The organism is Synechococcus sp. UW69, from assembly GCF_900474185.1.
In the GTDB taxonomy this organism is placed as follows: Bacteria; Cyanobacteriota; Cyanobacteriia; order PCC-6307; family Cyanobiaceae; genus Parasynechococcus.
The window spans coordinates 169,434-190,654 of the sequence record NZ_UCNW01000004.1 but is presented as its reverse complement, the minus strand read 5'-3'; the positions used below and the strand labels follow the sequence as shown (position 1 = coordinate 190,654).

Genomic DNA, 21,221 nt, shown 5'->3' with positions numbered 1-21,221 from the left:
TTAGGCGGTTTTGGAGCTGGTCAGATCGATGTCGAGAGATTCCAGATGGCTCTGGATATCACCAACTGTCTTGAATTGCAGCAGCTGCTCCTCTTGGATGCGAATACCGAAACAGGTGTCGGCCTCGATCAAAATTTCGTAGAACCCCAAGGAGTCGATCCCGATGTCCTCCATCAAGCGCGCATCACGGGTGATGACAGATGGATCGGCGCCGGAAATGCGATGCAGGATCTCGACAAGGCGTCCCTCCAGCTGTTGCTTATTGGAGATTCCCTCTGTCAACTCCCGCACCCTTTTGATCCAGCCAAAGTACCAGCGCCGCTTCGTTTATCACTCCCCCCGGTACCAGCTGAATTGCTGGTAGACGGGTTGGTGGTCAACGTCGATGAAGAAAGACAGGCGATCTTTCGGCAGCTGAGAAAGGTCGGCGGCCATCAGGATTTCAGTGATCTGGTTGAAATCCCTCGCCAGAGATAGGTCACAGACCTTGGCTTCCATCAGATTGAAGTATTGACGCAACAGAACCGGCAGCCGGAAGTCGTCGCTGTGTTCTTCTCGGATCGCTACTTCCAGGGCCTGAACATTGCCGATCGGGTGGATGTTGTCATCGGGCTGGATGTCGTTGATCGGGTGACGCGGAGGGGGCAGCACCGGACTGATCCTGCGGTACGGAGGCCGCATCAATGCAGTCAGAAAGGCTGTATTAACGGCATCGCTGTGGGCGAAGTGGTTGTAAGAGACCAACCCATGCAGAATGCTGAATCCCGATCGAGCCGCGATTAGGAGCCCTCCGCGGAAGAGGGCCATTAGGGAATGCGGTTGGCGTTGAAAGCGGCGGGCCAACGCCACCCGGCCAATTTCCACGTGGTGGGTTTGCCCAGCCAGCATCGCCTTGATGCCGGGGTAGACATGCTCCAAGTAGGACTGCTGGCTGCCGGGAAGGTCCTCAGCGGCTGTGAACTGAGGAATGAACTGCAGCCTGGCGGAGCCCGCCAGAGCACTGCTGCCGGCCTCCAGCAGGATTAAGTGGTCGTAGGCCGCGTCACGGCCGTCGAGGTCCCGCGTACTGCCGGAGCCGGAAAGCTGCTGGCGGTAGGTGGATTCCCTCAGGGTGCCGACGGCATCGGCGACGGCCTCAAATCTTGATCCAGGGATCAGATGCAGCTCAAGGCCGTCGAGGCGGAACAGGAGGCTGCTGTCGTGGTTGGTTTCGCTCCAGCCCTGAGGAAGCAGGACGTCTTCCTGCGCGGCTGGTCCGGTCTGCGTCATGGGCCATATCCCTGAATCGCATTATGCGGGAAGATTGGCGTCAAATTGGCTGCTGTCTGAGTTCCACCCATGCTTGTGCCCTCAAGGACCGGTCTCTCCGCAGGCGTTGCTGCAGCGGTTGTGCTCATGGCTCCTGTGTTCCTGGGCGGTGGGCTGAAGGCTGAAGAGCGGATCAACTGGCTGAAAACACCGGCGAGGGGCACCACGCCGCTGCAGGCGCCGCCGCCGTTGCCATCCACTCCCAGGCTGCCGCCCCAGACCTATCGCTACCGCCTGGCTCCTGGGGACAGGCTGGTGACCTCGGTGTTCAAGATCGAGGGTTATGAGGCTCAGGTTCAGGTCTTGAGCGACGGCACCATCAACCTGCCGCGGCTTGGCACGGTTGAGGTGTGGGGGTTGACTCTGGAGGAGGCGCGTCAGCGGATCACCGATGGCTACAACCAATTCCTGCGGCGACCTCTGGTCTATCTCGACCTGGTTGAGCAGCGTCCGGTCCGTGTCACGGTGACTGGCCAGGTCCTGCGCTCGGGAGTTTTCACCCTTCCTGTCAACAGTTCGGGATCCCTGGGGACGAGTGGCGAGGTCACCGGAGTCGGCAGCGACGGGGGCGGCTGGCCGACCATGGTGGATGTGATTCAGAAGGCTGGGGGGATTAGCGCTACGGGGGATTTGGCCCGTTTGGAGCTTCTACGCCCTTCCGCAACCCCTGGTGGACCCACCCGGAGCTATGTCTTCGACTACCTCACTGTGCTGAAAAACGGAGGGTTTGCTCCCAACCCGTTGATTTATGACGGCGACAGCATCCGCGTTCACAAGGCGAAATCGCCAGTCAATGTGGACCTGCTGACGACTGCTGCCTCAAACTTTTCCCCGACGGCGATCAATGTTCAGGTCATTGGTGAGGTCTTTTCTCCGGGAGTGGTTGAAATCCGTTCCAACGCTCCGTTGTCCGGTGCCATCCTGGCTTCCGGTGGAGTCACCCGCCGCGGCAGTGTGAAGCGGGTGGACTTGATCCGCATGGATGGCCAGGGCCGCACCACGGTCAAGCAACTGCGTTACGACCCCAATGCTGTGCTCAGTAGTCCCAACAACCCGCCACTGCGTAATGGTGATGTTGTGGTTGTGAACCGCAATACCTTCACCAAGGTCACTGACACGATGACTGATGCCATGTTGCCGCTCGAGCCGATTGTCGATGCGGCCTCGGTCTTCCGGCTTCTCGGCCTGCCGACGGGATTTGGATCATCCTCTCCCAGGCGCTGATTAGATCCCCAATCGCTCCCAGATCACGCCCAGGTGCTCCTGGTGCAATGCGGTGCTGAAGCAGTCGGCCAGCTCGGCTGCGGAGAGCCTGCTGGTGACATCGCCATCCGCTTCGAGGTTGGCGCGGAAGTCGCCGCCGGCGGTGTTCCAGGCCGTGTGGGCATTCCGCTGAACGACCCGGTAGGCCTCTTCACGGCTCATGCCGGCGCCCACTAGGGCAAGAAGCACCCGCTGGCTAAACACCACGCCGCCGTACACATTCATGTTGCGACGCATGTTCTCGGGATAGATACCGAGCCCCTTCACGACGCTGGTCATTTCCCGCAGCATGAAGTGCAGGGTGACCGAGCAATCGGGGAGCATCATTCGCTCCGTGGAACTGTGGCTGATGTCGCGTTCATGCCAGAGGGCCACGTTCTCCAGGGCAGCAATGGTGTAACTCCGCAGCACCCTGGCCAGACCGCTGATCCGCTCGCTGCGGATTGGGTTGCGTTTGTGGGGCATGGCTGAGCTGCCCTTCTGGCCCTTGGCAAAATTTTCCTCCACTTCGAGCACATCGGTGCGCTGCAAGTTGCGGATTTCGGTGGAGAAGCGTTCCAGGGAGGCGCCCACAAGGGCGAGGGTCTGCACGTAGTCGGCATGCCGATCGCGGGAGATCACCTGGGTGCTTGCAGTGTCGGGTGTGAGTCCGAGAATCTCGCAGGCGATCGCCTCCACCTGGGGATCGGTGTTGGCATAGGTGCCCATGGCACCGCTGACCTGGCCCACGGCCACATCCTGCTCAAGCCGTTCCAGGCGGGTGCGGTTGCGCTCGGTTTCCGCTAGCCAGCCGGCCACCTTGAACCCGAAGGTGATCGGCTCACCGTGAATGGCATGGGACCGACCGATCATCTCCGTGCTCTTGTGGGCCCTGGCCAGTTCGCGCAAGGCCTCAGCCAGCAGATCGAGTTCGTCCCGCAGCAAGGCAACAGAGCGTTTTAGCTGCAGGGCCACGCCCGTGTCGAGGACGTCGCTGCTGGTCATGCCCACATGGATGTGGCGACCGGCATCGCCGACGTGCTCGTTCACGTTGGTGAGGAAGGCGATCACGTCATGACGAACCTCGGCTTCGATCTCGAGGATGCGTTCCACCTCGAAGCTTGCCTTGGCCTTGATGGTGTCGAGGGCCTCCTGGGGAACCCGGCCGAGCCGGCAGTTGGCTTCGGTGGCGGCAATTTCCACATCAAGCCAGCTCTGGAATTTCGCCTGCTCACTCCAGACGGCTCCCATCTCAGGGAGGGTGTAACGCTCAATCACCGGCGCGCTCGGTTGAACAACCCAACAAATCTATGGGGCTGCCCCTGCGCGACAGCTACAACATCACACTCCTCTGTGCCTGTATGGGCGGTGTGCCCGACCTCTTGTAGAAGCAGCCGAATCCCCAAGGAGGCTCAGCTCCGGTGATTCTGCGTAGAAACATTCGACCCGGAGCGAGTTGCAACAGGGTCTGGTGTCAGGTAGTCGAATTCGCCGAAGAAGTCGGTATTTTCGCCAGATTTGAATAGCTAAGCCTTGGAGAAGGCTCGGGGGGCTGGGAGCTTTTTTGACTTCAGCAGCTCAGAGCGCTGTGCTGTCGCGGTCGCCGGTGCGGATGCGCACCACCGATTCAACGGGGCTGATGAAGATTTTGCCGTCGCCGATTTCGCCGGTACGGGCGGCATCGGCGATCGATTTGACCACCTCTTCCACTCGGTCGTCTTCGACCACAACTTCGATCTTCAGTTTCTGCAGAAACTCAACGGTGAATTCCGAACCGCGGTAACGCTCTACCTGACCCTTTTGGCGACCGAATCCGCGGACCTCGCTCACGGTCATGCCGATGATTCCGGCTTCGACCAACGCCACCTTTACGTCTTCCAGCTTGAAAGGACGAATGATCGCTTCGACCTTTTTCATGGGGGGAGTACTGATCTGGTCTCAAGGATGCCGCGGTTCTCAGAGCTGTGCGTGGCCGCTGTTACAGAACGCTGCCGAAGCTTGACTTCCTAGGGTCACTGCTCAGAACCGGCCCCTTGAGCCCTTTGACCCAGACCCCCCTCTACGGCGAACGCGCCATCGCGGAAGCCGAGCTGATCTGCTTCGACAATCCCCGGCCCGGGCGACCCTATGAGGTATCGATTGAATTGCCCGAGTTCACCTGTAAGTGCCCTTTCTCCGGGTACCCCGACTTCGCCGTGCTGCGCTTGATCTACCAACCAGGGCCCCGCGTAGTGGAGCTCAAGGCCATCAAGCTCTACGTGAACAGCTTCCGCGACCAGTCGGTCTCCCATGAGGAGGTGACCAATCGGATCCTTGACGATCTGGTCGCGGCCACCGATCCGGTTTGGATGCAGTTGGAAGCCGACTTCAATCCCCGTGGCAACGTTCATACGGTGGTAAGGGTCAGTCACGGCACCCGTCAGCCCTGCTGATGTCGTTGCCCAGGGTCGGCCGATGCAGCCACCACCTGCTGCACCAACTGGGGTAATTCATTGGCGAAGGCGGCCAGGTTGCGGTTGCAGAGGCCGCCCACACTGAGGGTTCCATCGGTTGCGATGGCCCAGAGCTGACGGGTGGCCACGAGGCTCAATCCACCGCCCACCAGCAGTACAGCGAAGCCCAAGTAAACCAGTGGAACGCCAGGATCCCGTTTGAGCAGAAGGCCGCTGGCCGGTAGAACCGAGTCCACCCGCATTGGTAATCCCTTTACCTCAGCGGCTGGACCGCCAGGCTGCAGCCGAGCGATCTGTTGGCCGTCCGCATCGAACACCGTGGCGGGCCCTTGTTCACTGTCCAGGCTCAGGAACACCGGTTCCGTCCCATCGGGGCGGGTCGGCAGCACCAGTCCCCAGATCTGATCACCCAGCTCCGGATAGGTCTGCAACGGCAGCTCCAGAACGGGGCTGCGCCCGATCTGCAGGCTGATTGTCGCCAATGACCAGTCCGCCTGGTAAATCGTGATGCCCCGATGCCGCAGCGGGTGATTGACGCTGATCTCGACATCCAAGCTTTGGTTAGGTCCCTGCAGCTTCAGAGCTGAGCGGAATTGTTCCGTTCGGCCGGCCGGGTCCCGATCAATGGCGAAGCGGTCCAGGGTGATCGTCAACTGACTGCTGCCATCGCGATCCAGCAGATCGAGGCTGCGGCCTGGGGCCAGGAAGCGCTCCAGGCGGTTCCCCGCCAGTGCCCCCCAGGCCGCGCCCAGCATCAGCAGTACCAGGCCGGTGTGCACGAGCAAGGGTCCCACCCGACCGATGGCGCCGCGCCGGGCCGCCAGCCGTTGTGACTTGCGTTGCACCTCCCATCCGCTGGCCCGCAGCACCGTCTCCAGCTGCGTCAGCCCCTGGCTGGGGTCCGGGCAGGCCTGGCTTTCGGCGATGGCCAATTTGCTCAGTTGGCGCGTGGTTCGGTAGTCGATCCAGCGCCGGGCTGCCACCAGGGCTGGCCATTGACGTCTCCAGCTGCAGAGGATCAGGGCGAGGCCGAGCCAGGCCAGCAAGGCCAAAAACCAACCGCTGGAATACACATGATCGAGCTGTAGTCGCAGTACTTCCTCGCCGTGGAGCAGGCCTAGCCAGGGGCTCGTGGCGTAAGCATCGATGTAGCTAACGGGGGGATCCCCCTGGGGGATGGCGGTTCCCACGGCACTGGACAGGGCGATCAGCAGCAGCAGCACGATCGCCAGCCGCAGATCGCTGAGCCAGGCCGCCAGGCGTTTAAGCATCGCCATGGCCATCAGCTCCAGCGGGCCAGCAGAGTGAGCAGGCCGGTGGTGAGCAGTACGACGCCACTGGCCGGCGGCACCCAGCGGCTGATGCCCCGCAACGCCAGCAGTTTGGGAATGGCGGCTGCAAATGTGCCGGCCAGCAGCAGAGGCAGCACCTGGCCGATGCCGAAGCTGCTGAGCAGGGCCACTCCCGCCAGGGGACGTCCGCTTTGGGCGATCCAGCCCAGCAGAACCGCCAAGACTGGTGTGGTGCAGGGGGAGGCCGCCAGGCCGAAGGCCAGTCCAGCCGCGACGGGTGCCAGTGGGGCCGGGACCTTTTGACGCCACAGCTCCGGATCCGGACCACTGGGCAGCGGAATCCGCAGCACCCCCAGCAGGTTCAGCCCCATTGCCACCGCGAGGATCGCCACCAATGTGGGAATCAGTGCCGGCACCTGCCCGTAAATTCGGCCCAGCAGCCCGCTGACGCTGCCCAGCACCACCAGAGCACCGACGATGCCGCCGCAAAAGGCCAGGCTCCGCTGCCAGGCCGGTTGGCCATCTTCAAAGCCCGCCAGATAGGCCAGGGTCACCGGTAGCAACGACAGGGAACAGGGCCCCAGGCTGGTGAGTGCGCCGCCACCAAACACCAGTGCCAGGGTCAGCGGACCGGGATCCGCCAGGGCACGCTGCAGCAGCTGTTCGCTGCTCTGGGCCAGATCGGAGAGCAGCAGCAGGTCCACAGAAGCCCACGAGTTTCCAAAGCCTATCCAGGCAAGCCGGTTGGCTCGTCAAGCTCAGCGTTGGCGCACTGGCCTTGGTCGCGTGCTCGATCGTCCGCCGATCAAGCCGGTGGATTCCAGCGAACAGCGGATCAGTAGCCCCAGGATCACCAGGCTCGACATCAGCGAGTTGCCTCCATAGCTGATCAAGGGCAGCGGCAGACCGGTCGTTGGCATGGCCCCAGAGGCCACTGCAATGTTCAGAATCGATTGGCCCACAAGGATCGTGGTGCAACCAATCGCCACAAGCCGCGCCTGGTTGCTGCGGCAGCGCAGGGCCACTCGCAGCCCCACCCAGGCCACCAGCATGAGGAACAACAGCAGCAGCACTGAGCCGACAAATCCAAATTCTTCGGCGAACACCGCATAAATGAAGTCGGTGCTCTGGATCGGCAGATACTGCAGCTTTTGGGTGGAGAGGCCGTACCCCTGGCCCATCCAGCCTCCCGATCCGATCGCCAACAGGCTCTGCACCAGTTGGTAGCCATCCCCCATCGGATCGTTCCAGGGATCCAGAAACGACACCACCCGCAGGCGTTGGTACTCGTTAATCAGGATGCTTGCGGTGCCCAGAAGCGATCCGGCTAGGGCCGTGCCCACCAGGCTGCGCCAACGCAGGCCAGCCGCCATGGCCACCATCCACAGGGTGAGTCCCATCAGGGCGGCGGTGGAAAGGTTGGGCTGTTTGAGGATCAGCAACAGCAGTCCGCCAAAGCTGCCGAGCCAGAGAAGCTTCTGGTCGAGACTCATCCGGCTCCAGGGAGCGAACAGGTTGGCGGCCTGCAGAACCACGAAGGGTTTGACAAGTTCTGATGGCTGCACCTGCAGGGGCCCCAGCACCAGCCAGCGGCTGGCGCCGTTCACGGTGGTGCCCATCACCAGGGTGGCGGCGATCAGCAGGCAGCCCATCCACAGCCCCGGGCCTGACCAGCGCAGCCAGCGCCGAAGGCTGGTGGAGATCGTGATGCCGAGCAGGCTCCAGCTTGCCATCAGCCAGATCGCCTGCCGTTTCAGGTAGAAGGCGCCATCACCCATTTCCCGCAGGGCTACCCACCAGCTGGCCGAGGCCAGGATCACCAGTCCTGCAACACTCCAAAACCCGGCCAATCCCATCAGTAGGCGGGCCTCTGCCGGCCAGAGCTGCCAGGGCAAGGGCAGCAGCCTTTGAAACACTCCGTTGTTACGTCCCCCGGTCTTTTCACGCCTGGCAGAAATGGACTTAGGCGCTGTCGCGTTCACCGGTACTGGGCAGAGGGACTCTCGATGCTCCATTGAGCCGTGAAAGCTGGGCTTTGCCAAGGCAAAGATGCTGTTGTTCAGGCGGCACTGAGGCGCTCGTGCTCCACTTCCCATTGCACGTGGGACCCCCAGGATTGCTGGCGCACCCAGCAGCGGCCCCCACGGCAGTGCAGCACCTGGAAGGGAGGCAGGTCGGACGGCTGGTTGTCGAGCCGCACAAAGCTGCCGGGCCTCAACAGAGGCACCACGTTGGCGGGTTGGGGGCGGTGGGTGGACACGTCCCTCGACGCAGATTGGGGGAAATCCTCACGGCAGAACCGGCTTCAGGCTCTGGATCGCCGGTTTTCTTCGGGATCGGTCTGCTTTTATGTCGCAATGGCGTCCAAACAGCGTCTGGATCTGGAACTCCTGACCCGTGGCCTGGTCAGTTCACGGCAACAGGCGCAGCAGCTGATTCGTGCTGGCAAGGTTCGGGATGGTGCCGGCATGCTGCTCGACAAACCCGGCACGGAAGTCACGGCCGAGCGTGAATTGCGGGTGGAACAGCCCCCTCGCTTTGTCTCCCGTGGCGGCGAAAAACTGTTGGCTGGATTGCAGGCCTTTTCTGTACGGGTGGAGGATCGCGTCTGCCTGGATGGCGGCATCTCCACTGGTGGCTTCACCGATTGCCTGCTGCAGCATGGAGCCAGCCGTGTCTATGGCGTGGATGTGGGCTATGGCCAGACGGCTTGGAGCCTGCGCACCGATCCCAGGGTGGTGCTGCGTGAACGTACCAATCTGCGCCACCTCCAACCCGAGGTTCTCTACACGGCAGATGACCCCTGGCCCAGTCTTGCGGTCACCGATGTGTCGTTCATTTCGCTGCGTCTGATCCTTCCTGCCTTGCGCCGGCTGTTGCAGGGTCCAGGTACCGAGGCGCTGGTGCTGGTGAAGCCGCAGTTTGAGGTCGGTAAGAACAGGGTCGGCAAGGGGGGTGTGGTTCGTGATCCGGCGGCCCACCGTGATGCCATCGAATCCGTGATCACAGCCGCTGGGGAGTCGGGTTGGCAGCCGCAGGGCCTCGTGGCCTCTCCGCTCACAGGCCCCGCCGGCAACCACGAGTACGTGCTCTGGTTGGGTGAGGCCGACGCGGCTGATTTGCCGGATCTAGAGCTTCTGGTGGCGAAGACGCTGAATGGTTGATGGGCCATAAAAAAGCCCGGTGTTGAACCGGGCTTGGCCTTGAATTGGAACGGAGTTCAGTTGCCGACGTTGACCTGCTGACCCCCGGTGCAGAGTTCCACCTTGATAATGCGTCCACCCTGTTTCTGGATGCGCTGTTGCTCAGCGAACCAGCTGTCATAGGGAACCCATTTGGTGAAGAAGGTGTTCTGCAATTCGCGCTGCGTCCGAACCTTTTCAGGGCTGGGGATGCAGGCTGTGACTTTGAACAACCGCATGGGGCTCAGTTGCCGAGGCCGGAGCAGATGTAGTCGAAGTAGACGCCCATTTCCTTGCCGGCGTCAGGGCCGACCAAGCCAGCGGTGACTTCTTTCATGGCTTGGATTGCCTGAACAGTGGCGCCGATGGGAACTCCCAAGGAGTTGTAGGTCTCCTTGAGGCCGTTAAGCACCCGCTCATCGAGGATGGAAGTGTCGCCGGCGAGCATGGCGTAGGTGGAATACCGCAGGTAGTAGTCCAGATCGCGGATGCAGGCTGCGTAGCGGCGGGTGGTGTACATGTTGCCGCCGGGACGGGTGATGTCCGAATACAGCAGAGCCTTGGCAACGGCATCACGGATGATGGCTGAAGCGTTGGCGCTGATGGTGGCGGCAGCGCGCACGCGCAGTTCACCACTGGCGAAATACGACTCGAGGCTGCTCATCGAGGACGTATCCAGGTACAGGCCCTGGACGTCCGACTTGTTGATGACGTTGGTGATGGCGTCTTGCATGGATCCGTGAGGAGACGAGGGAGAAAATCAGCGAGCGGTTCAGGCGAGGGCGCCAACCACGTAGTCGAAGTAGGTGCCGGCTTCCTCTGCGTCGGCCCCTGTGAGGAGGCCCATGGCGACGATCTTCATCTCGCGCACGGATTCAGCCAATGCTTCCAGAGGGGTTCCCAGGGAGCGATAGAGCTCTTTTGCGCCGATCACACCGATCTCTTCAATCGGAGTTACGTCACCGGCAACGATGCCGTAGGTGACAAGGCGGAGGTAGTAATCCATGTCGCGCAGACATGTGGCGGTCATCTCCTCGCCGTAGGCGTTACCGCCAGGGGAGATGACGTCGGGACGCTTCTGGAACAGCTGACCTCCAGCCTGCTTGACGATGCGCTCGCGGCTCTCGCACAAGACCTGAGCCACGCGCAGACGGCGTTGACCGCCGGTGACGAAGGCTTTGATCTGGTCGAGTTCGCCAGGGCTGAGGTAGCGGGCTTCGGCGTCCGCGTTGATGATCGAGTTGGAGACGATGCTCATGCAGTTCTGCCTCGAAACAAGCGGCCGCCCGTAGGAGACCGGTATCCGGTGAATAAGGGGTGATCCCGAAGGATCGAGTCTCAGACTAAAGGCTGGGACAGGGGGTCGAAGCGTCGGGAGTGAGACTTGTTCACATCGGTCAACACTGACCGCTGTGAGCTCGCTCCGTTGGATTCGGCTGAGGCATTCTGCGCTGACCATGGCCGGGGAGTTTTGCCCGGGTAACAGTTCTTCATGGCTGATTTGTTGCGCAGAAAAGTGCTGGCATAACTGCGATCTGCGACTTCGCTCCGGATGCGTCTTAGACGCACAAAATGATCCCGAGGAAGCTGTACTTCACCGGGATCGAATGAGAACAACCGTCGCGAATGTGGCGGTTGTTTGTCACTGAAATGGGCCTTACGGCTTAGATCGCCTCGCTCGAGGGGGGATTCATGCCGGCGTTTCCGCTGTACAGCGATGCTGTCCGCTGAATTGTGGCCTGTGGAACCCCTGAGCTGGTGTTCATGCCATCAACGCGAGGCACCGCTGTACCGATGCGATCTGCCAGCAATTCGGTCACCGCAGCACCATGGCCTGCCTGGGCTCGTGTGATCAGGAAGCGGCTGGTCTCAGCAGGTGTGGTCGCTCGTCCCAGCAGGGCTAAACCAGCAGCGGAAGCGGCCCGAAGCGGTGCCATCGAGGAGATCCGGTTCTGGAACGCCTCGCTCATCGCCACTTCAGCGATGAAATCAGCCAGGTCGATGTCCTGATTGCGCAGACGTGACTCCGCGCTGATCAGACGCTCACTTCCGGTGGGGACACGGTTGAGCAGTTGCTTGTAAGTCGCATCGAGAACGGTCTGCAGCTCATCTTCGCTGCAAGGCTGTTTCAGCTCGAGCATCGCGGGAAGTCCACCCCGCAGGCGGAACCCTGAAGCTCCTTCCGTGACAAGGGCCATTCCCATGCGTGGGAGTGCCTGTCCACTCCGCGCGTTGGAAGAAATGAGCTCAACGCTCCAAGTGCGACCACCGATGCTGGTCGGCGTTGAGTTGCTGGCTCGACGCATTGGGAAGCCAGTCTTGTTGGATGCAAGACCTTGTCGACGCACCACCGACAGCCAACTGGGCCCCGCGGCGTTTGCGTTGGTTGTTGTCGTGAAGTCTTGGCTGGTTGCCTTTTGCGTGTCAGGCAGGTTGCGTGGTGTTACATCGCCACTGCTGCGGAATGCTTCGGATCGCTGTGTTTCAGGACGGCTGCCAAGGGTCAGATCAGCGGCAGCTTCAATCTTGAGAGGACGTGACCAGCCGGGAGCACGGCGAGCAGTCACATCACCGGGTGTGATGAAACGTTCGTAGGGGACTGTGTCGGCTCCAAACGCTTGGCTGTATTCCTTGCTGTCGATCAGTGCGTCCACCACTCCATAGAAACCGTGTCGTGCGGCTGTATCGAAAAGGGCATCTATTTCCCAGCGTCCGAAGGTGGGTCGTCCAAGCAAACGGCGATGCATCACTTCGATCGCCTTCACGATGTAAAGGCCGCTCCAGTAGCGGCGTCGGAAAGCATCGGATTTGGCGACGGCCCGAACAAAATCCTTGAGCGGAATATCCCCGTTTTCGAGGCGGGCTTCATCAGAGCTCATTCGCTCTCCCGCATAGCCGCCGTTGCCTAGCACTTGCACGTAAACCGCCTTGATCACGGCTTGGGTGCTGGCCTCAGTCGTGCGCACGCTGGGCTGACCACCACGGCCTGGATTCACAGTGCCACCCGTGGCGATCTGCTGAAGTCGCATGACGCGCGGACCACTCTTGCGTGGGCGGCTCTTGCGGAAACTGTCGCTGTCCAGCTGGCCGGGGCTGTTGAGCCCATTGCTCACGAGCAGGCGGCGGCTGTCGTAGCCGTAGGGGGCCGGTCGGGTGGCCACTGAAGCTGTGCCGCTCGGGAAGATGGCTCCGAATTTGTTGGCCACCGGATCATTGCCACCGCCGTAGACGTGCTGGTCGGCAAACGGTTGGCGGTAGGAGGCGTAGAGGGTGACGTATTGCGGTGCGCCATCGAAGGGGGCGCTGAAGTTGAAGAGCTTTCGGTTGGATCCCCAGCCGGCGCTTTCCTGGGCTTCCGTGCCGAGATCACGCAGGTAGGGAACTGTTTCTTCACCAAAGGCCTGGGCGTATTCCGAGGAATTCACCAGTACATCCACGAGGCCATTGAGGCCCTGGTCACTGAGGATGGCGAACGACTTTCGGAATTCCTCGAGGGAGCTGATGCCCCGTCCGAGGAAGTGGCGATAGGCCAGTTCCACAACACGGCTGTTGACGAAACCGTCGTGGAACTGCTGGCGATATTCCTTGCTGCGGCCGAGGGCGCGAACGAATTCGCGCATCGAGATCTGGCCTTGGGCGACCGCGCTGGCTTTGTCTGCGCAGGGGGTCTGGGAGTAACCCTTGGCGATGTCGCGCTCAAACACCTGGCGGTAAGCGGCGCGAATGATTTCTGCTTTTTCTGCTCCGGAGAGGCCCGGCCGCATCTCAAAAAGCTGGCGGCCTTCTGAGGCAAGGGCGTAGATCGCCGGGAGTTGCAAGCCTTGTTGAACTGCACTCCCCTGTCGCTGCTTGGTGCTGGGGGTGGGTATGGCCAGCTCCTGCAACAGCACGTTGAAGCAGTCGATGGTCATCTGACGGGCTTCAGGACGGTCCCGTAGCAGTTCGGCGGAGGCTGCCCGCATCTCCTGAAGGGCCACGTTGGTGGCAGCCAGGGAGCAGTTTTCCAGAAGGATGTCCCGCAGGCCGCGGGTGTTCACCGCGAGGATGCTGGGGTCACCAGCCACCAGGGCGTAACCCACATAACGCAGGAACCAGCCCATATCGCGCACCGACTTGCGCATGAACGCCGGGCCGTACTTGGCAACACTGATGGCGTTGAAGCCTGTCGGAAGCACCACACGAATATCAGCATCCCCACCGGCTCCTTCCAAAAGACGGGTCAGAAAGTTGCCTCTCTTTGTGCTGCCGCTGTCGCCGGTGAAGGTGCGTACCGACTGTTCAAAGGCGGCTTGGTCTGCTGCCAGTGGTGTGCCCCCCTGACCACTAATGCGTCCGGTCTCGCCTGTTGTTAGCGGCGATTCAAGGAAGGAGAGGGGCGTGCCCCCCACAAAAATTCTGTTGGCGGCGCGGGCCACGATGGCCTCGGCATTCGCCGCAATGATCCTGGACGCCTCGATCCGGTCCTGACCAGTTCGGAAGAAGGTCACAAGACTGTTCAGTTCCCCGTTGTCAGGGAAACGGTCCTGCTGCTCTGCCTGACGGACGCTGGAGAGCGGCAGCGTGTCGAACAGTTGGGGAGACACGCGCGGGCTGCCGCTGCTGGCGGTCACTGTCATCGACGAAAGCAAGCCGGATCGCGCCACGTTACGGCTGTCGGGATGGTGCTCCGCGGCCCCATGAACAAATGTTTGCAGGCCCTGCGGTGTCGGAGTGTCTCGCTGGGTGTGACGTGAAAAGCTCGCAGGCGCCGAATCTGCACTCCATGGCCCACCCAAAGCCCAGTGATGCTGCGACCCCCGTGGTGAGTGCGTTCTATGACCGCTTCCCTTTCCCGGGCGACCCGCTTCAGGACGGACCGCCCCCGGGATACAACTGGCGGTGGTGTCACCGCAGCGTTCTGGCCGCAGTCCACGGACTGATCCCATCTGGGATGGAGCGGCCGCGGATTCTTGATGCCGGCTGTGGCACCGGCGTCAGCACTGACTATCTCTGCCATCTCAATCCGGGTGCGGATGTGCTGGGGGTGGATATCAGTGATGGGGCCCTGGCGGTGGCGCAGGAACGGTGTCAGCGCTCCGGGGCGGCCCAGCAGGTGACCTCCCTGCGTCAGGAGCAGCGCAGTCTTCTGGATCTCGCTGACGAAGGACCCTTCGATTACATCAATTCGGTGGGGGTGTTGCACCACCTGGATCAGCCGGAAGCGGGCCTGCGCGCTTTAAGCGGTTTGTTGGCCCCCCATGGTTTGCTCCATCTCTTTCTTTATGCCGATGCAGGGCGCTGGGAGATTCACCGGACCCAGAAAGCTCTCACTCTTCTGCAGGCCGGTACCGGGGCTGAGGGGCTGCGCCTTGGTAGGGATCTCTTCGACACCCTGCCCGAAACCAATCGTCTCGCCCGTCATCACCGTGAACGCTGGGCCGTGGACTGTGCTGCGGATGCCAACTTCGCGGACATGTATCTGCATCCGCAGGAGACCAGCTACAACCTCGAGCGGCTGTTCCAATACATCGCCACGGCAGGCCTTCATTTCGCCGGCTTCTCGAATCCGGAGGTCTGGGATCCGGCACGCTTGTTGAACGGGGAGTTGTTGGAGCGTGCCCAAGCGTTGCCCCTTCCTCAGCAATGGGATCTTGTGGAGCAGCTGGATCCCGACATCAGCCACTTCGAGTTTTTCCTTTCTGCCCAGCCGATCGAACCGGCAGTGCTGAGCGATGAGGCGTTGCTGCAGTCCCATGGGTTGCGCCAGCCCTGTCTGTGGGGTGAGCCGGATCCGATCCTTGGCACCGATATGGAACCGCTGCAGCTTTCGAATGAGGAGCGGGAGTTGCTGCAGAGGCTGCAGGAACAGCCCGATGCTCCGCTGGGAACCCTGGCTGAGCCGACGGTGATTCGCCGCCTGGTGGATCGGCGGCTGGTGCTGCTGAAGGCTTAAGGAAATACGCGTGATAGATTCCGCGCGCCATTTCAGGCAGCGCTTGGAGGATTTCTACCGTCTTCAGCGTCGTCTGCTGTTGGCCACCGTTCTGGTGTCCGTCGTCACGATTCCGATCGTGGCTCTCACCATGAACCTTTCGGTGGCTGGCAGTGTTTTTGTGGGCTCCTGCGCCGGACTTTTGTACGTGCGCTTGCTTGCCCGCAGTGTGGCCCGGCTCAGTGACCAGTCCCGTGGACTGGGGCGTTTTCAGCTCATCGTTCCAACCTTGCTTGTGGTTGGTTCGGCCAAGCTGCCCCAGCTCGATCTGTTGCCGGCTTTCCTGGGATTCCTTCTCTACAAGCCCGCCCTGATTCTTCAGCACGTTTTCGACGACCGCTGAAGCTGAGCACTTTTCTCTGCACCCATGGCTTTGCTGCCCCTACCACTTCCGTTCGCTGAACTGGAAGTGGGCCACCACCTGTATTGGCAGATCGGCGATCTGTACCTCCATGGCCAGGTTTTCCTGAGCTCTTGGATCCTGATTGGCATCCTGCTTGCCCTGGTGCTGGCTGGCACCCGCAACATGCAGCGCGACCCTTTGGGGCTGCAGAACCTGATGGAGTTCCTCTGGAACTTCATCCGCGACATCGCCCGCGACAACATCGGCGAGAAGTACTACCGCGATTGGCTGCCATTCATCGGCACCTTGTTCCTGTTCATCTTTGTGAGCAACTGGGGCGGTGCCCTGATCCCTTGGAAGATCTTCGAACTACCAGAGGGTGAACTCGGCGCTCCCACGGCAGACATCAACACCACGGTGGCGATGGCTCTGCTGGTGTCGCTGGCGTACTTCTATGCCGGCTTGAGCCGCAAGGGTTTGCGTTTCTTCGAGCTGTACGTGGAGCCGACTCCAATCATGCTCCCGTTCAAGATCATCGAGGAATTCACTAAGCCTCTTTCGCTCTCGTTCCGTTTGTTCGGCAACATCCTCGCCGACGAATTGGCGGTGGGTGTGCTGGTCTACCTGGTTCCGCTTTTAGTGCCTCTCCCCGTGATGCTGCTTGGCCTGTTCACCAGTGCCATTCAGGCTTTGATCTTTGCGACCCTCACCGCTTTCTACATCGGTGAAGGTCTTCACGAAGCCCACTAAACGCCCCCTTTTCTTTCGCCTTTTATCGGCGATCTGCTAAACACATCCGCGCGCAGGTCCGGCAATGCACCCGGGCCCATTCCTTCGGGAATGTCCCTGCGCGGGGGGAACCGATCCCCAAGACCATTCCGTACAGCGCTTACCAGCGCTTCCCCTTACACCACTCAAAATGGATTCCATCACCTCCGCCGCTTCCGTTGTGGCCGCTGGCCTGGCAGTCGGCCTCGCCGCCATCGGCCCTGGTATCGGTCAGGGCACCGCGTCAGGCGGCGCTGTTGAGGGCATCGCCCGTCAGCCCGAAGCCGAAGGCAAGATCCGCGGCACCCTGCTGCTGTCCCTGGCGTTCATGGAATCGCTGACCATCTACGGCCTGGTGGTGGCTCTGGTGCTCTTGTTCGCCAACCCCTTCGCCGGCTGATCAGTGCCGGGGGATCTCTGATCCCCCCTTCTGAACTCCTTGTTTCGATTCCTTTCCAGCGCACTTTTCCATGACCTGGCTTCTGCTCGCTGAAGCAGGTGTTCCGGAGGGAGGTCTTTTCGACCTCGATGCCACCCTTCCGCTGATGGCGGTTCAGGTGGTTCTCCTCACCTTCCTGCTCAATGTTCTCTTCTTCCGTCCGGTCGGCAAGGTCGTGGAAGATCGTGAGGGCTACATCTCCACCAGTCGTGCTGACGCCAAGCAGAAGCTTGCCCAGGTTGAACGCCTGGAAGCTGATCTGGCTGAACAGCTGAAAGGTGCCCGTCAGGCCGCTCAGGCCGTGATCGTTGAGGCGGAACAAGAAGTCGATCGGCTTTACCGCGAAGCACTGGCCCAGGCGGAAGCTGAAGCCAACCGCACGAAAGAGGAAAGCCGTCGCGCCATCGAGGCCGAGCGTGAATCCGCCCGTACCCAATTGAAGGGTCAGGTGGATCAGCTGAGCACCACGATCATCAACCGTTTGCTGACCGCGTGATGACTCTCAATTTCAATCCGCTTGAGACCAATCTGGTCAACCTGGTCATTGTGATCGGTGTCCTGGTTTGGTTCCTACGTGGGTTCCTGGGAGGAATCCTGGAACGCCGCCGCGCTGACATTCTTCAGGACCTGCAGGATGCTGAGTCCCGCCTGAAGACTGCCAGCGAAAACCTGAGCAAGGCCCAGTCCGAATTGGCTGCTGCCCAGCAGAAAGCCGAAAAGATTCGTGCCGATGGTCAGGCCCGCGCCGCAGGTATCCGTGCCGAAGGCGAGAAGCGGACCATCTCCGTGATGGCTGCCATCAAGGCCGGTGCCGATGCTGATGCTGAGGCTGATGCCGCTCGAATCAAAGACAGCCTTCGTCGTGAGGCCGCTCTTGCTTCGATCGACAAGGTTCTTGCCGAACTACCCGGCCGTCTCGATGCCAAAGCTCAGGCCAAGTTGATCGATTCCACCATCAAAAATCTGGAGAACGCCTGATGCCTCTCCTTAACTCCCTGGCCACCCCTTACGCCGAAGCATTGCTTCAGGTGACAGAGGCCCGTGGCGAGTCTGAAACCGTTGCGGATCAATGCAAGCAACTGCTTGAGATCTGGAACGATTCCGCGGACTTCCGTGACGCCATGGTGTCTCCGGTTCTTGAGCCCGACGCCAAAAAGAAAGCTCTCAAAGCTCTTGTTGGTGAGGATGTCACTCCTTCAGTTTTCAATTTGCTGAAGGTGCTGGCTGATCGCCAACGTCTCATTGCTTTTGATGCGGTCATGCTCCGCTACCTCGAGCTCTACCGCGAACAGCAAGGCATCACGCTGGCCCAGGTCCGTTCTGCTCAAAGCCTCACCGAGGATCAACAGGCGGCACTGTCCAAGAAGGTGCAGGCCATGGCCGGCACCAACAAGGTCGACATCGACCTCAGTGTGGATCCGTCCTTAATTGGCGGCTTCGTCGTGAGTCTCGGATCTCAGGTGATCGACGCCAGCTTGTCTGGCCAGGTTCGTCGCCTTGGTCTGGCACTCGCCAAGGCGAGCTGACCTCACTCTTTCCTCCAACGCTCCTTCCTCCCCAACTCCCACCTGGGATCACACGCCATGGTTTCCATCCGTCCTGACGAGATCAGCGCCATCCTCAAACAGCAAATTGAGGACTATGACAAGTCGGTTTCCGTCAGCAATGTCGGTACCGTTCTGACTGTGGGCGACGGCATCGCCCGCGTCTACGGCCTGCAGCAAGCCATGGCTGGCGAACTCATTGAATTTGAGGACGGCACCGAAGGCATCGCCCTGAACCTCGAAGACGACAACGTCGGCGCGGTGCTGATGGGTGAGGGATACGGCATTCAGGAAGGCAGCACGGTCAAGGCAACAGGCAAGATTGCCTCTGTTCCTGTCGGTGAAGCCCTGCTGGGCCGCGTGGTGAACTCCCTGGGTCGCGCCATCGACGGCAAGGGTGAAATCGCCACCAGCGAAACGCGCCTGATCGAGTCCATGGCGCCCGGCATCATTCAGCGCAAGTCGGTGCACGAGCCGATGCAGACCGGCATCACCGCGATCGACGCAATGATCCCCGTTGGCCGTGGCCAGCGCGAGCTGATCATTGGTGACCGTCAGACCGGTAAAACCGCCATCGCGATCGACACGATCCTGAACCAGTCGGATCAGGACATGATCTGCGTCTACGTCGCGGTGGGACAAAAGGCTGCCTCCGTGGCCAACGTTGTTGAGGTGCTGCGTGAGCGCGGTGCCCTCGACTACACCGTGATCGTGGCTGCGAACGCTTCTGAGCCCGCTGCACTGCAGTACCTGGCTCCTTACACAGGTGCCACCATCGCCGAGTACTTCATGTACAAGGGCAAGGCCACCTTGGTGATCTACGACGATCTTTCCAAGCAGGCTGCCGCCTATCGCCAGATGTCGCTCTTGCTGCGTCGTCCGCCCGGTCGTGAGGCTTACCCCGGTGACGTCTTCTACTGCCACAGCCGTTTGCTGGAGCGCGCTGCCAAGTTGTCTGATGCGATGGGCAAGGGTTCGATGACCGCTCTGCCGATCATCGAGACTCAGGCCGGCGACGTTTCGGCTTACATCCCCACCAACGTGATTTCAATCACGGACGGACAGATCTTCCTCAGCTCTGACCTGTTCAACTCCGGTCTACGCCCAGCTATCAACGTTGGTATCTCCGTGAGCCGGGTGGGTGGTGCTGCCCAGACCAAGGCCATCAAAAAGATTGCCGGCACCCTGAAGCTGGAGCTTGCTCAGTTCGACGAGCTGGCTGCCTTCTCTCAGTTCGCCTCTGACCTGGATGCCTCCACCCAGCAGCAGCTCGAGCGTGGCAAGCGCTTGCGTGAACTGCTCAAGCAGCCTCAGTTCAGCCCCCTGATCCTGGCTGAGCAGGTCGCCATCGTTTATGCGGGTGTGAAGGGCCTGATCGATGCCGTCCCCGTCGACAAGGTGGTCGACTTCTCCCGAGAGCTTCGTGAGTACCTCAAGTCCAACAAGGCTGAGTTCATCTCCGAAATCCAGGAGAAGAAGGTGATGAGCCCTGAGGCTGAGGCCATCCTCAAGGATGCCATCACCGAAGTCGTGTCCACCATGGTCGCTTCTGCGGCCTGACGGAGCTGCCGAAATGGCGAATCTCAAAGAAATCCGCGACCGAATTAAGTCGGTCAAAAACACCCGCAAGATCACCGAGGCCATGCGCCTCGTGGCTGCGGCCAAGGTGCGCCGCGCCCAGGAGCAAGTGCTCCGCAGCCGTCCCTTCGCGGATCGGCTGGCGCGAATTCTGGAAAATCTCCAGTCCCGCATGCGTTTCGAAGATGCGGCATCTCCCCTGATGCAGCAACGCGATGTGGAGACCATCACCCTGGTAGCGATTACTGGTGATCGCGGTCTGTGTGGTGGCTACAACGCCAACATCATTAAGCGCACGGAACAGCGTTTCGCTGAACTGAAGGGCAAAGGCTTTGATGTGAAGCTTCTGCTAGTTGGCACAAAAGCCATCGGCTATTTCACCCGTCGCAACTATCCGATCCAGGCCACCTTCTCCGGTCTCGAACAGGTGCCCACCGCCGATGAGGCCAACACGATCTCCACGGATCTTTTGGCTGAATTCCTGGCAGAGAGCACCGATCGAGTGGAGTTGATCTTCACCAAGTTCATCAACCTGGTGAGCTGCAAGCCTGTGGTTCAGACCCTCTTGCCTCTGGATCCTCAAGACATTGCTGATCCGGAGGACGAGATTTTCCGTCTCACCACCAAGGACGGTTTGTTGACAGTTGAGCCAGGTGCTGGTCCTGCCAATACCGAGCCGAAGATTCCTTCGGACATCGTGTTTGAGCAGACCCCTGAACAGTTGCTGAATGCACTTCTTCCTCTGTATCTGCAGAACCAGATGTTGCGTTCACTGCAGGAATCGGCAGCGTCTGAGCTGGCCAGCAGGATGACGGCCATGAACAACGCCAGCGACAACGCCAAGGAATTGGCGAAGACTCTGACGCTGGATTACAACAAGGCCCGTCAGGCTGCGATCACCCAGGAGATCCTGGAAGTTGCAGGTGGTGCCGCCGCGGTCGGCTGATCTTTCCGATCAATCCACCCTTGAAAGCCGGTCCATTGGGCCGGCTTTTTTGTGTCTTCTTGAAGCTGCCGTCTCTCCGACTGGTCAAGGCTCTGCTTGGACAGAGGCCACCACTTCAAGCCTTGTTTACGGTTGAGCTGAGGGGTTTGAGGTTG

The 21,221-nt window shown here is 60.8% G+C and carries 24 protein-coding genes; 12 read left to right on the top strand and 12 right to left on the bottom strand.

The genetic code is table 11. From position 1 onward, the window contains the following. Entirely contained in the window at positions 1–291 is a 291-nt protein-coding gene (locus DXY29_RS01975) for an acyl carrier protein (RefSeq protein ID WP_244279279.1), read from the bottom strand. Positions 292–330: 39 nt separating this feature from the next. Continuing rightward, complete coding sequence (locus DXY29_RS01970) at positions 331–1,269, bottom strand: GNAT family N-acyltransferase (RefSeq protein ID WP_115022446.1); 939 nt, start codon at positions 1,267–1,269, stop codon at positions 331–333. A gap of 69 nt (positions 1,270–1,338) precedes the next feature. Here DXY29_RS01970 and DXY29_RS01965 point away from each other — a divergent pair, with 69 nt between their 5' ends. Continuing rightward, positions 1,339–2,532 carry a polysaccharide biosynthesis/export family protein gene (locus DXY29_RS01965; RefSeq protein ID WP_115022444.1) on the top strand — a complete coding sequence of 398 codons (1,194 nt, stop codon included), beginning with the start codon at positions 1,339–1,341 and terminating at the stop codon, positions 2,530–2,532. Here DXY29_RS01965 and purB read toward each other — a convergent pair whose 3' ends face one another. Together purB and DXY29_RS01955 are read right to left on the bottom strand one after the other, a co-directional pair. After that, entirely contained in the window at positions 2,533–3,828 is a 1,296-nt protein-coding gene (gene purB, locus DXY29_RS01960; RefSeq protein ID WP_115022443.1) for an adenylosuccinate lyase, read from the bottom strand. It lies immediately after the preceding gene. Between the two features lie 300 nt (positions 3,829–4,128). Continuing rightward, complete coding sequence (locus tag DXY29_RS01955) at positions 4,129–4,467, bottom strand: P-II family nitrogen regulator (RefSeq protein WP_006851285.1); 339 nt, start codon at positions 4,465–4,467, stop codon at positions 4,129–4,131. Positions 4,468–4,592: 125 nt separating this feature from the next. On the opposite strand from DXY29_RS01955, the gene queF reads away from it, so the two are divergent. Next, the gene (gene queF, locus DXY29_RS01950; RefSeq protein WP_115022441.1) at positions 4,593–4,982 is read left to right on the top strand and encodes a preQ(1) synthase; all 390 of its coding nucleotides are present in this window, start codon (positions 4,593–4,595) and stop codon (positions 4,980–4,982) included. On the opposite strand, the gene DXY29_RS01945 is transcribed toward queF, so the two are convergent. The 4 genes from DXY29_RS01945 to DXY29_RS01930 form a co-directional block, all read right to left on the bottom strand. After that, the gene (locus DXY29_RS01945; protein WP_115022632.1) at positions 4,970–6,280 is read right to left on the bottom strand and encodes a cytochrome c biogenesis protein ResB; all 1,311 of its coding nucleotides are present in this window, start codon (positions 6,278–6,280) and stop codon (positions 4,970–4,972) included. The genes queF and DXY29_RS01945 overlap by 13 nt on opposite strands. 5 nt (positions 6,281–6,285) lie before the next feature. Next, positions 6,286–6,999, bottom strand: coding sequence for a cytochrome c biogenesis CcdA family protein (locus DXY29_RS01940; protein WP_115022440.1), 714 nt, complete (start codon positions 6,997–6,999; stop codon positions 6,286–6,288). Between the two features lie 54 nt (positions 7,000–7,053). Continuing rightward, positions 7,054–8,151 carry an FtsW/RodA/SpoVE family cell cycle protein gene (locus tag DXY29_RS01935; protein ID WP_255618122.1) on the bottom strand — a complete coding sequence of 366 codons (1,098 nt, stop codon included), beginning with the start codon at positions 8,149–8,151 and terminating at the stop codon, positions 7,054–7,056. 203 nt (positions 8,152–8,354) lie between these two features. Then, positions 8,355–8,555: a hypothetical protein gene (locus DXY29_RS01930; RefSeq protein ID WP_115022436.1), complete on the bottom strand. Its 201-nt coding sequence runs from the start codon at positions 8,553–8,555 to the stop codon at positions 8,355–8,357. A gap of 97 nt (positions 8,556–8,652) precedes the next feature. On the opposite strand from DXY29_RS01930, the gene DXY29_RS01925 reads away from it, so the two are divergent. Continuing rightward, positions 8,653–9,459, top strand: a complete 807-nt coding sequence (locus tag DXY29_RS01925) for a TlyA family RNA methyltransferase (RefSeq protein ID WP_115022435.1) — start codon at positions 8,653–8,655, stop codon at positions 9,457–9,459. 56 nt (positions 9,460–9,515) lie between these two features. Here the strand turns inward: DXY29_RS01925 and DXY29_RS01920 are convergent, their stop codons facing one another. The 4 genes from DXY29_RS01920 to DXY29_RS01905 form a co-directional block, all read right to left on the bottom strand. Then, a complete protein-coding gene (locus DXY29_RS01920) occupies positions 9,516–9,716 on the bottom strand; it encodes a phycobilisome linker polypeptide (RefSeq protein ID WP_006851140.1) in 201 nt (66 codons plus the stop codon). A 5-nt stretch (positions 9,717–9,721) separates the two neighbouring features. Then, positions 9,722–10,210, bottom strand: coding sequence for an allophycocyanin subunit beta (gene apcB, locus DXY29_RS01915; protein WP_115022433.1), 489 nt, complete (start codon positions 10,208–10,210; stop codon positions 9,722–9,724). 39 nt (positions 10,211–10,249) lie between these two features. Beyond that, entirely contained in the window at positions 10,250–10,735 is a 486-nt protein-coding gene (locus DXY29_RS01910; RefSeq protein WP_006849995.1) for an allophycocyanin subunit alpha, read from the bottom strand. Positions 10,736–11,141: 406 nt separating this feature from the next. After that, the gene (locus tag DXY29_RS01905) at positions 11,142–14,093 is read right to left on the bottom strand and encodes a phycobilisome rod-core linker polypeptide (RefSeq protein WP_115022631.1); all 2,952 of its coding nucleotides are present in this window, start codon (positions 14,091–14,093) and stop codon (positions 11,142–11,144) included. A gap of 146 nt (positions 14,094–14,239) precedes the next feature. On the opposite strand from DXY29_RS01905, the gene DXY29_RS01900 reads away from it, so the two are divergent. From DXY29_RS01900 to DXY29_RS01860, 9 genes are all read left to right on the top strand, one after another. Then, positions 14,240–15,409, top strand: coding sequence for a bifunctional 2-polyprenyl-6-hydroxyphenol methylase/3-demethylubiquinol 3-O-methyltransferase UbiG (locus tag DXY29_RS01900; RefSeq protein WP_115022431.1), 1,170 nt, complete (start codon positions 14,240–14,242; stop codon positions 15,407–15,409). A gap of 43 nt (positions 15,410–15,452) precedes the next feature. Further along, positions 15,453–15,791 (top strand): hypothetical protein, encoded by a 339-nt coding sequence (locus tag DXY29_RS01895; protein WP_115022430.1) that lies wholly within the window; start codon positions 15,453–15,455, stop codon positions 15,789–15,791. A gap of 24 nt (positions 15,792–15,815) precedes the next feature. Beyond that, positions 15,816–16,541 (top strand): F0F1 ATP synthase subunit A, encoded by a 726-nt coding sequence (atpB, locus tag DXY29_RS01890; RefSeq protein ID WP_115022428.1) that lies wholly within the window; start codon positions 15,816–15,818, stop codon positions 16,539–16,541. A 169-nt stretch (positions 16,542–16,710) separates the two neighbouring features. After that, the gene (gene atpE, locus DXY29_RS01885) at positions 16,711–16,959 is read left to right on the top strand and encodes an ATP synthase F0 subunit C (RefSeq protein ID WP_006851467.1); all 249 of its coding nucleotides are present in this window, start codon (positions 16,711–16,713) and stop codon (positions 16,957–16,959) included. Positions 16,960–17,029: 70 nt separating this feature from the next. Further along, on the top strand, positions 17,030–17,494 hold the full coding sequence (locus tag DXY29_RS01880) for a F0F1 ATP synthase subunit B' (protein WP_115022426.1): 465 nt from the start codon (positions 17,030–17,032) through the stop codon (positions 17,492–17,494). Beyond that, the gene (locus DXY29_RS01875; RefSeq protein WP_115022424.1) at positions 17,494–17,976 is read left to right on the top strand and encodes a F0F1 ATP synthase subunit B; all 483 of its coding nucleotides are present in this window, start codon (positions 17,494–17,496) and stop codon (positions 17,974–17,976) included. Before DXY29_RS01880 ends, DXY29_RS01875 begins: the two co-directional genes overlap by 1 nt. Continuing rightward, positions 17,976–18,524: an ATP synthase F1 subunit delta gene (gene atpH / locus DXY29_RS01870; protein ID WP_115022423.1), complete on the top strand. Its 549-nt coding sequence runs from the start codon at positions 17,976–17,978 to the stop codon at positions 18,522–18,524. Before DXY29_RS01875 ends, atpH begins: the two co-directional genes overlap by 1 nt. A 57-nt stretch (positions 18,525–18,581) precedes the next feature. Beyond that, the gene (gene atpA, locus DXY29_RS01865) at positions 18,582–20,102 is read left to right on the top strand and encodes a F0F1 ATP synthase subunit alpha (RefSeq protein WP_115022421.1); all 1,521 of its coding nucleotides are present in this window, start codon (positions 18,582–18,584) and stop codon (positions 20,100–20,102) included. A gap of 13 nt (positions 20,103–20,115) precedes the next feature. Next, positions 20,116–21,066 (top strand): F0F1 ATP synthase subunit gamma, encoded by a 951-nt coding sequence (locus DXY29_RS01860; protein ID WP_115022419.1) that lies wholly within the window; start codon positions 20,116–20,118, stop codon positions 21,064–21,066. Positions 21,067–21,221: the final 155 nt, after the last annotated feature.

Coding starts and splice junctions, on each gene's coding strand:
- DXY29_RS01970 (WP_115022446.1), bottom strand. CDS start 1,269: ATGACGCAGACCGGACCAGCCGCGCAGGAAGACGTCCTGCTTCCTCAG.
- DXY29_RS01965 (WP_115022444.1), top strand. CDS start 1,339: ATGCTTGTGCCCTCAAGGACCGGTCTCTCCGCAGGCGTTGCTGCAGCG.
- DXY29_RS01955 (WP_006851285.1), bottom strand. CDS start 4,467: ATGAAAAAGGTCGAAGCGATCATTCGTCCTTTCAAGCTGGAAGACGTA.
- DXY29_RS01945 (WP_115022632.1), bottom strand. CDS start 6,280: ATGGCGATGCTTAAACGCCTGGCGGCCTGGCTCAGCGATCTGCGGCTG.
- DXY29_RS01935 (WP_255618122.1), bottom strand. CDS start 8,151: ATGGGATTGGCCGGGTTTTGGAGTGTTGCAGGACTGGTGATCCTGGCC.
- DXY29_RS01925 (WP_115022435.1), top strand. CDS start 8,653: ATGGCGTCCAAACAGCGTCTGGATCTGGAACTCCTGACCCGTGGCCTG.
- DXY29_RS01920 (WP_006851140.1), bottom strand. CDS start 9,716: ATGCGGTTGTTCAAAGTCACAGCCTGCATCCCCAGCCCTGAAAAGGTT.
- apcB (WP_115022433.1), bottom strand. CDS start 10,210: ATGCAAGACGCCATCACCAACGTCATCAACAAGTCGGACGTCCAGGGC.
- DXY29_RS01910 (WP_006849995.1), bottom strand. CDS start 10,735: ATGAGCATCGTCTCCAACTCGATCATCAACGCGGACGCCGAAGCCCGC.
- DXY29_RS01905 (WP_115022631.1), bottom strand. CDS start 14,093: ATGACAGTGACCGCCAGCAGCGGCAGCCCGCGCGTGTCTCCCCAACTG.
- DXY29_RS01900 (WP_115022431.1), top strand. CDS start 14,240: ATGGCCCACCCAAAGCCCAGTGATGCTGCGACCCCCGTGGTGAGTGCG.
- atpB (WP_115022428.1), top strand. CDS start 15,816: ATGGCTTTGCTGCCCCTACCACTTCCGTTCGCTGAACTGGAAGTGGGC.
- atpE (WP_006851467.1), top strand. CDS start 16,711: ATGGATTCCATCACCTCCGCCGCTTCCGTTGTGGCCGCTGGCCTGGCA.
- DXY29_RS01880 (WP_115022426.1), top strand. CDS start 17,030: ATGACCTGGCTTCTGCTCGCTGAAGCAGGTGTTCCGGAGGGAGGTCTT.
- DXY29_RS01875 (WP_115022424.1), top strand. CDS start 17,494: ATGACTCTCAATTTCAATCCGCTTGAGACCAATCTGGTCAACCTGGTC.
- atpH (WP_115022423.1), top strand. CDS start 17,976: ATGCCTCTCCTTAACTCCCTGGCCACCCCTTACGCCGAAGCATTGCTT.
- atpA (WP_115022421.1), top strand. CDS start 18,582: ATGGTTTCCATCCGTCCTGACGAGATCAGCGCCATCCTCAAACAGCAA.
- DXY29_RS01860 (WP_115022419.1), top strand. CDS start 20,116: ATGGCGAATCTCAAAGAAATCCGCGACCGAATTAAGTCGGTCAAAAAC.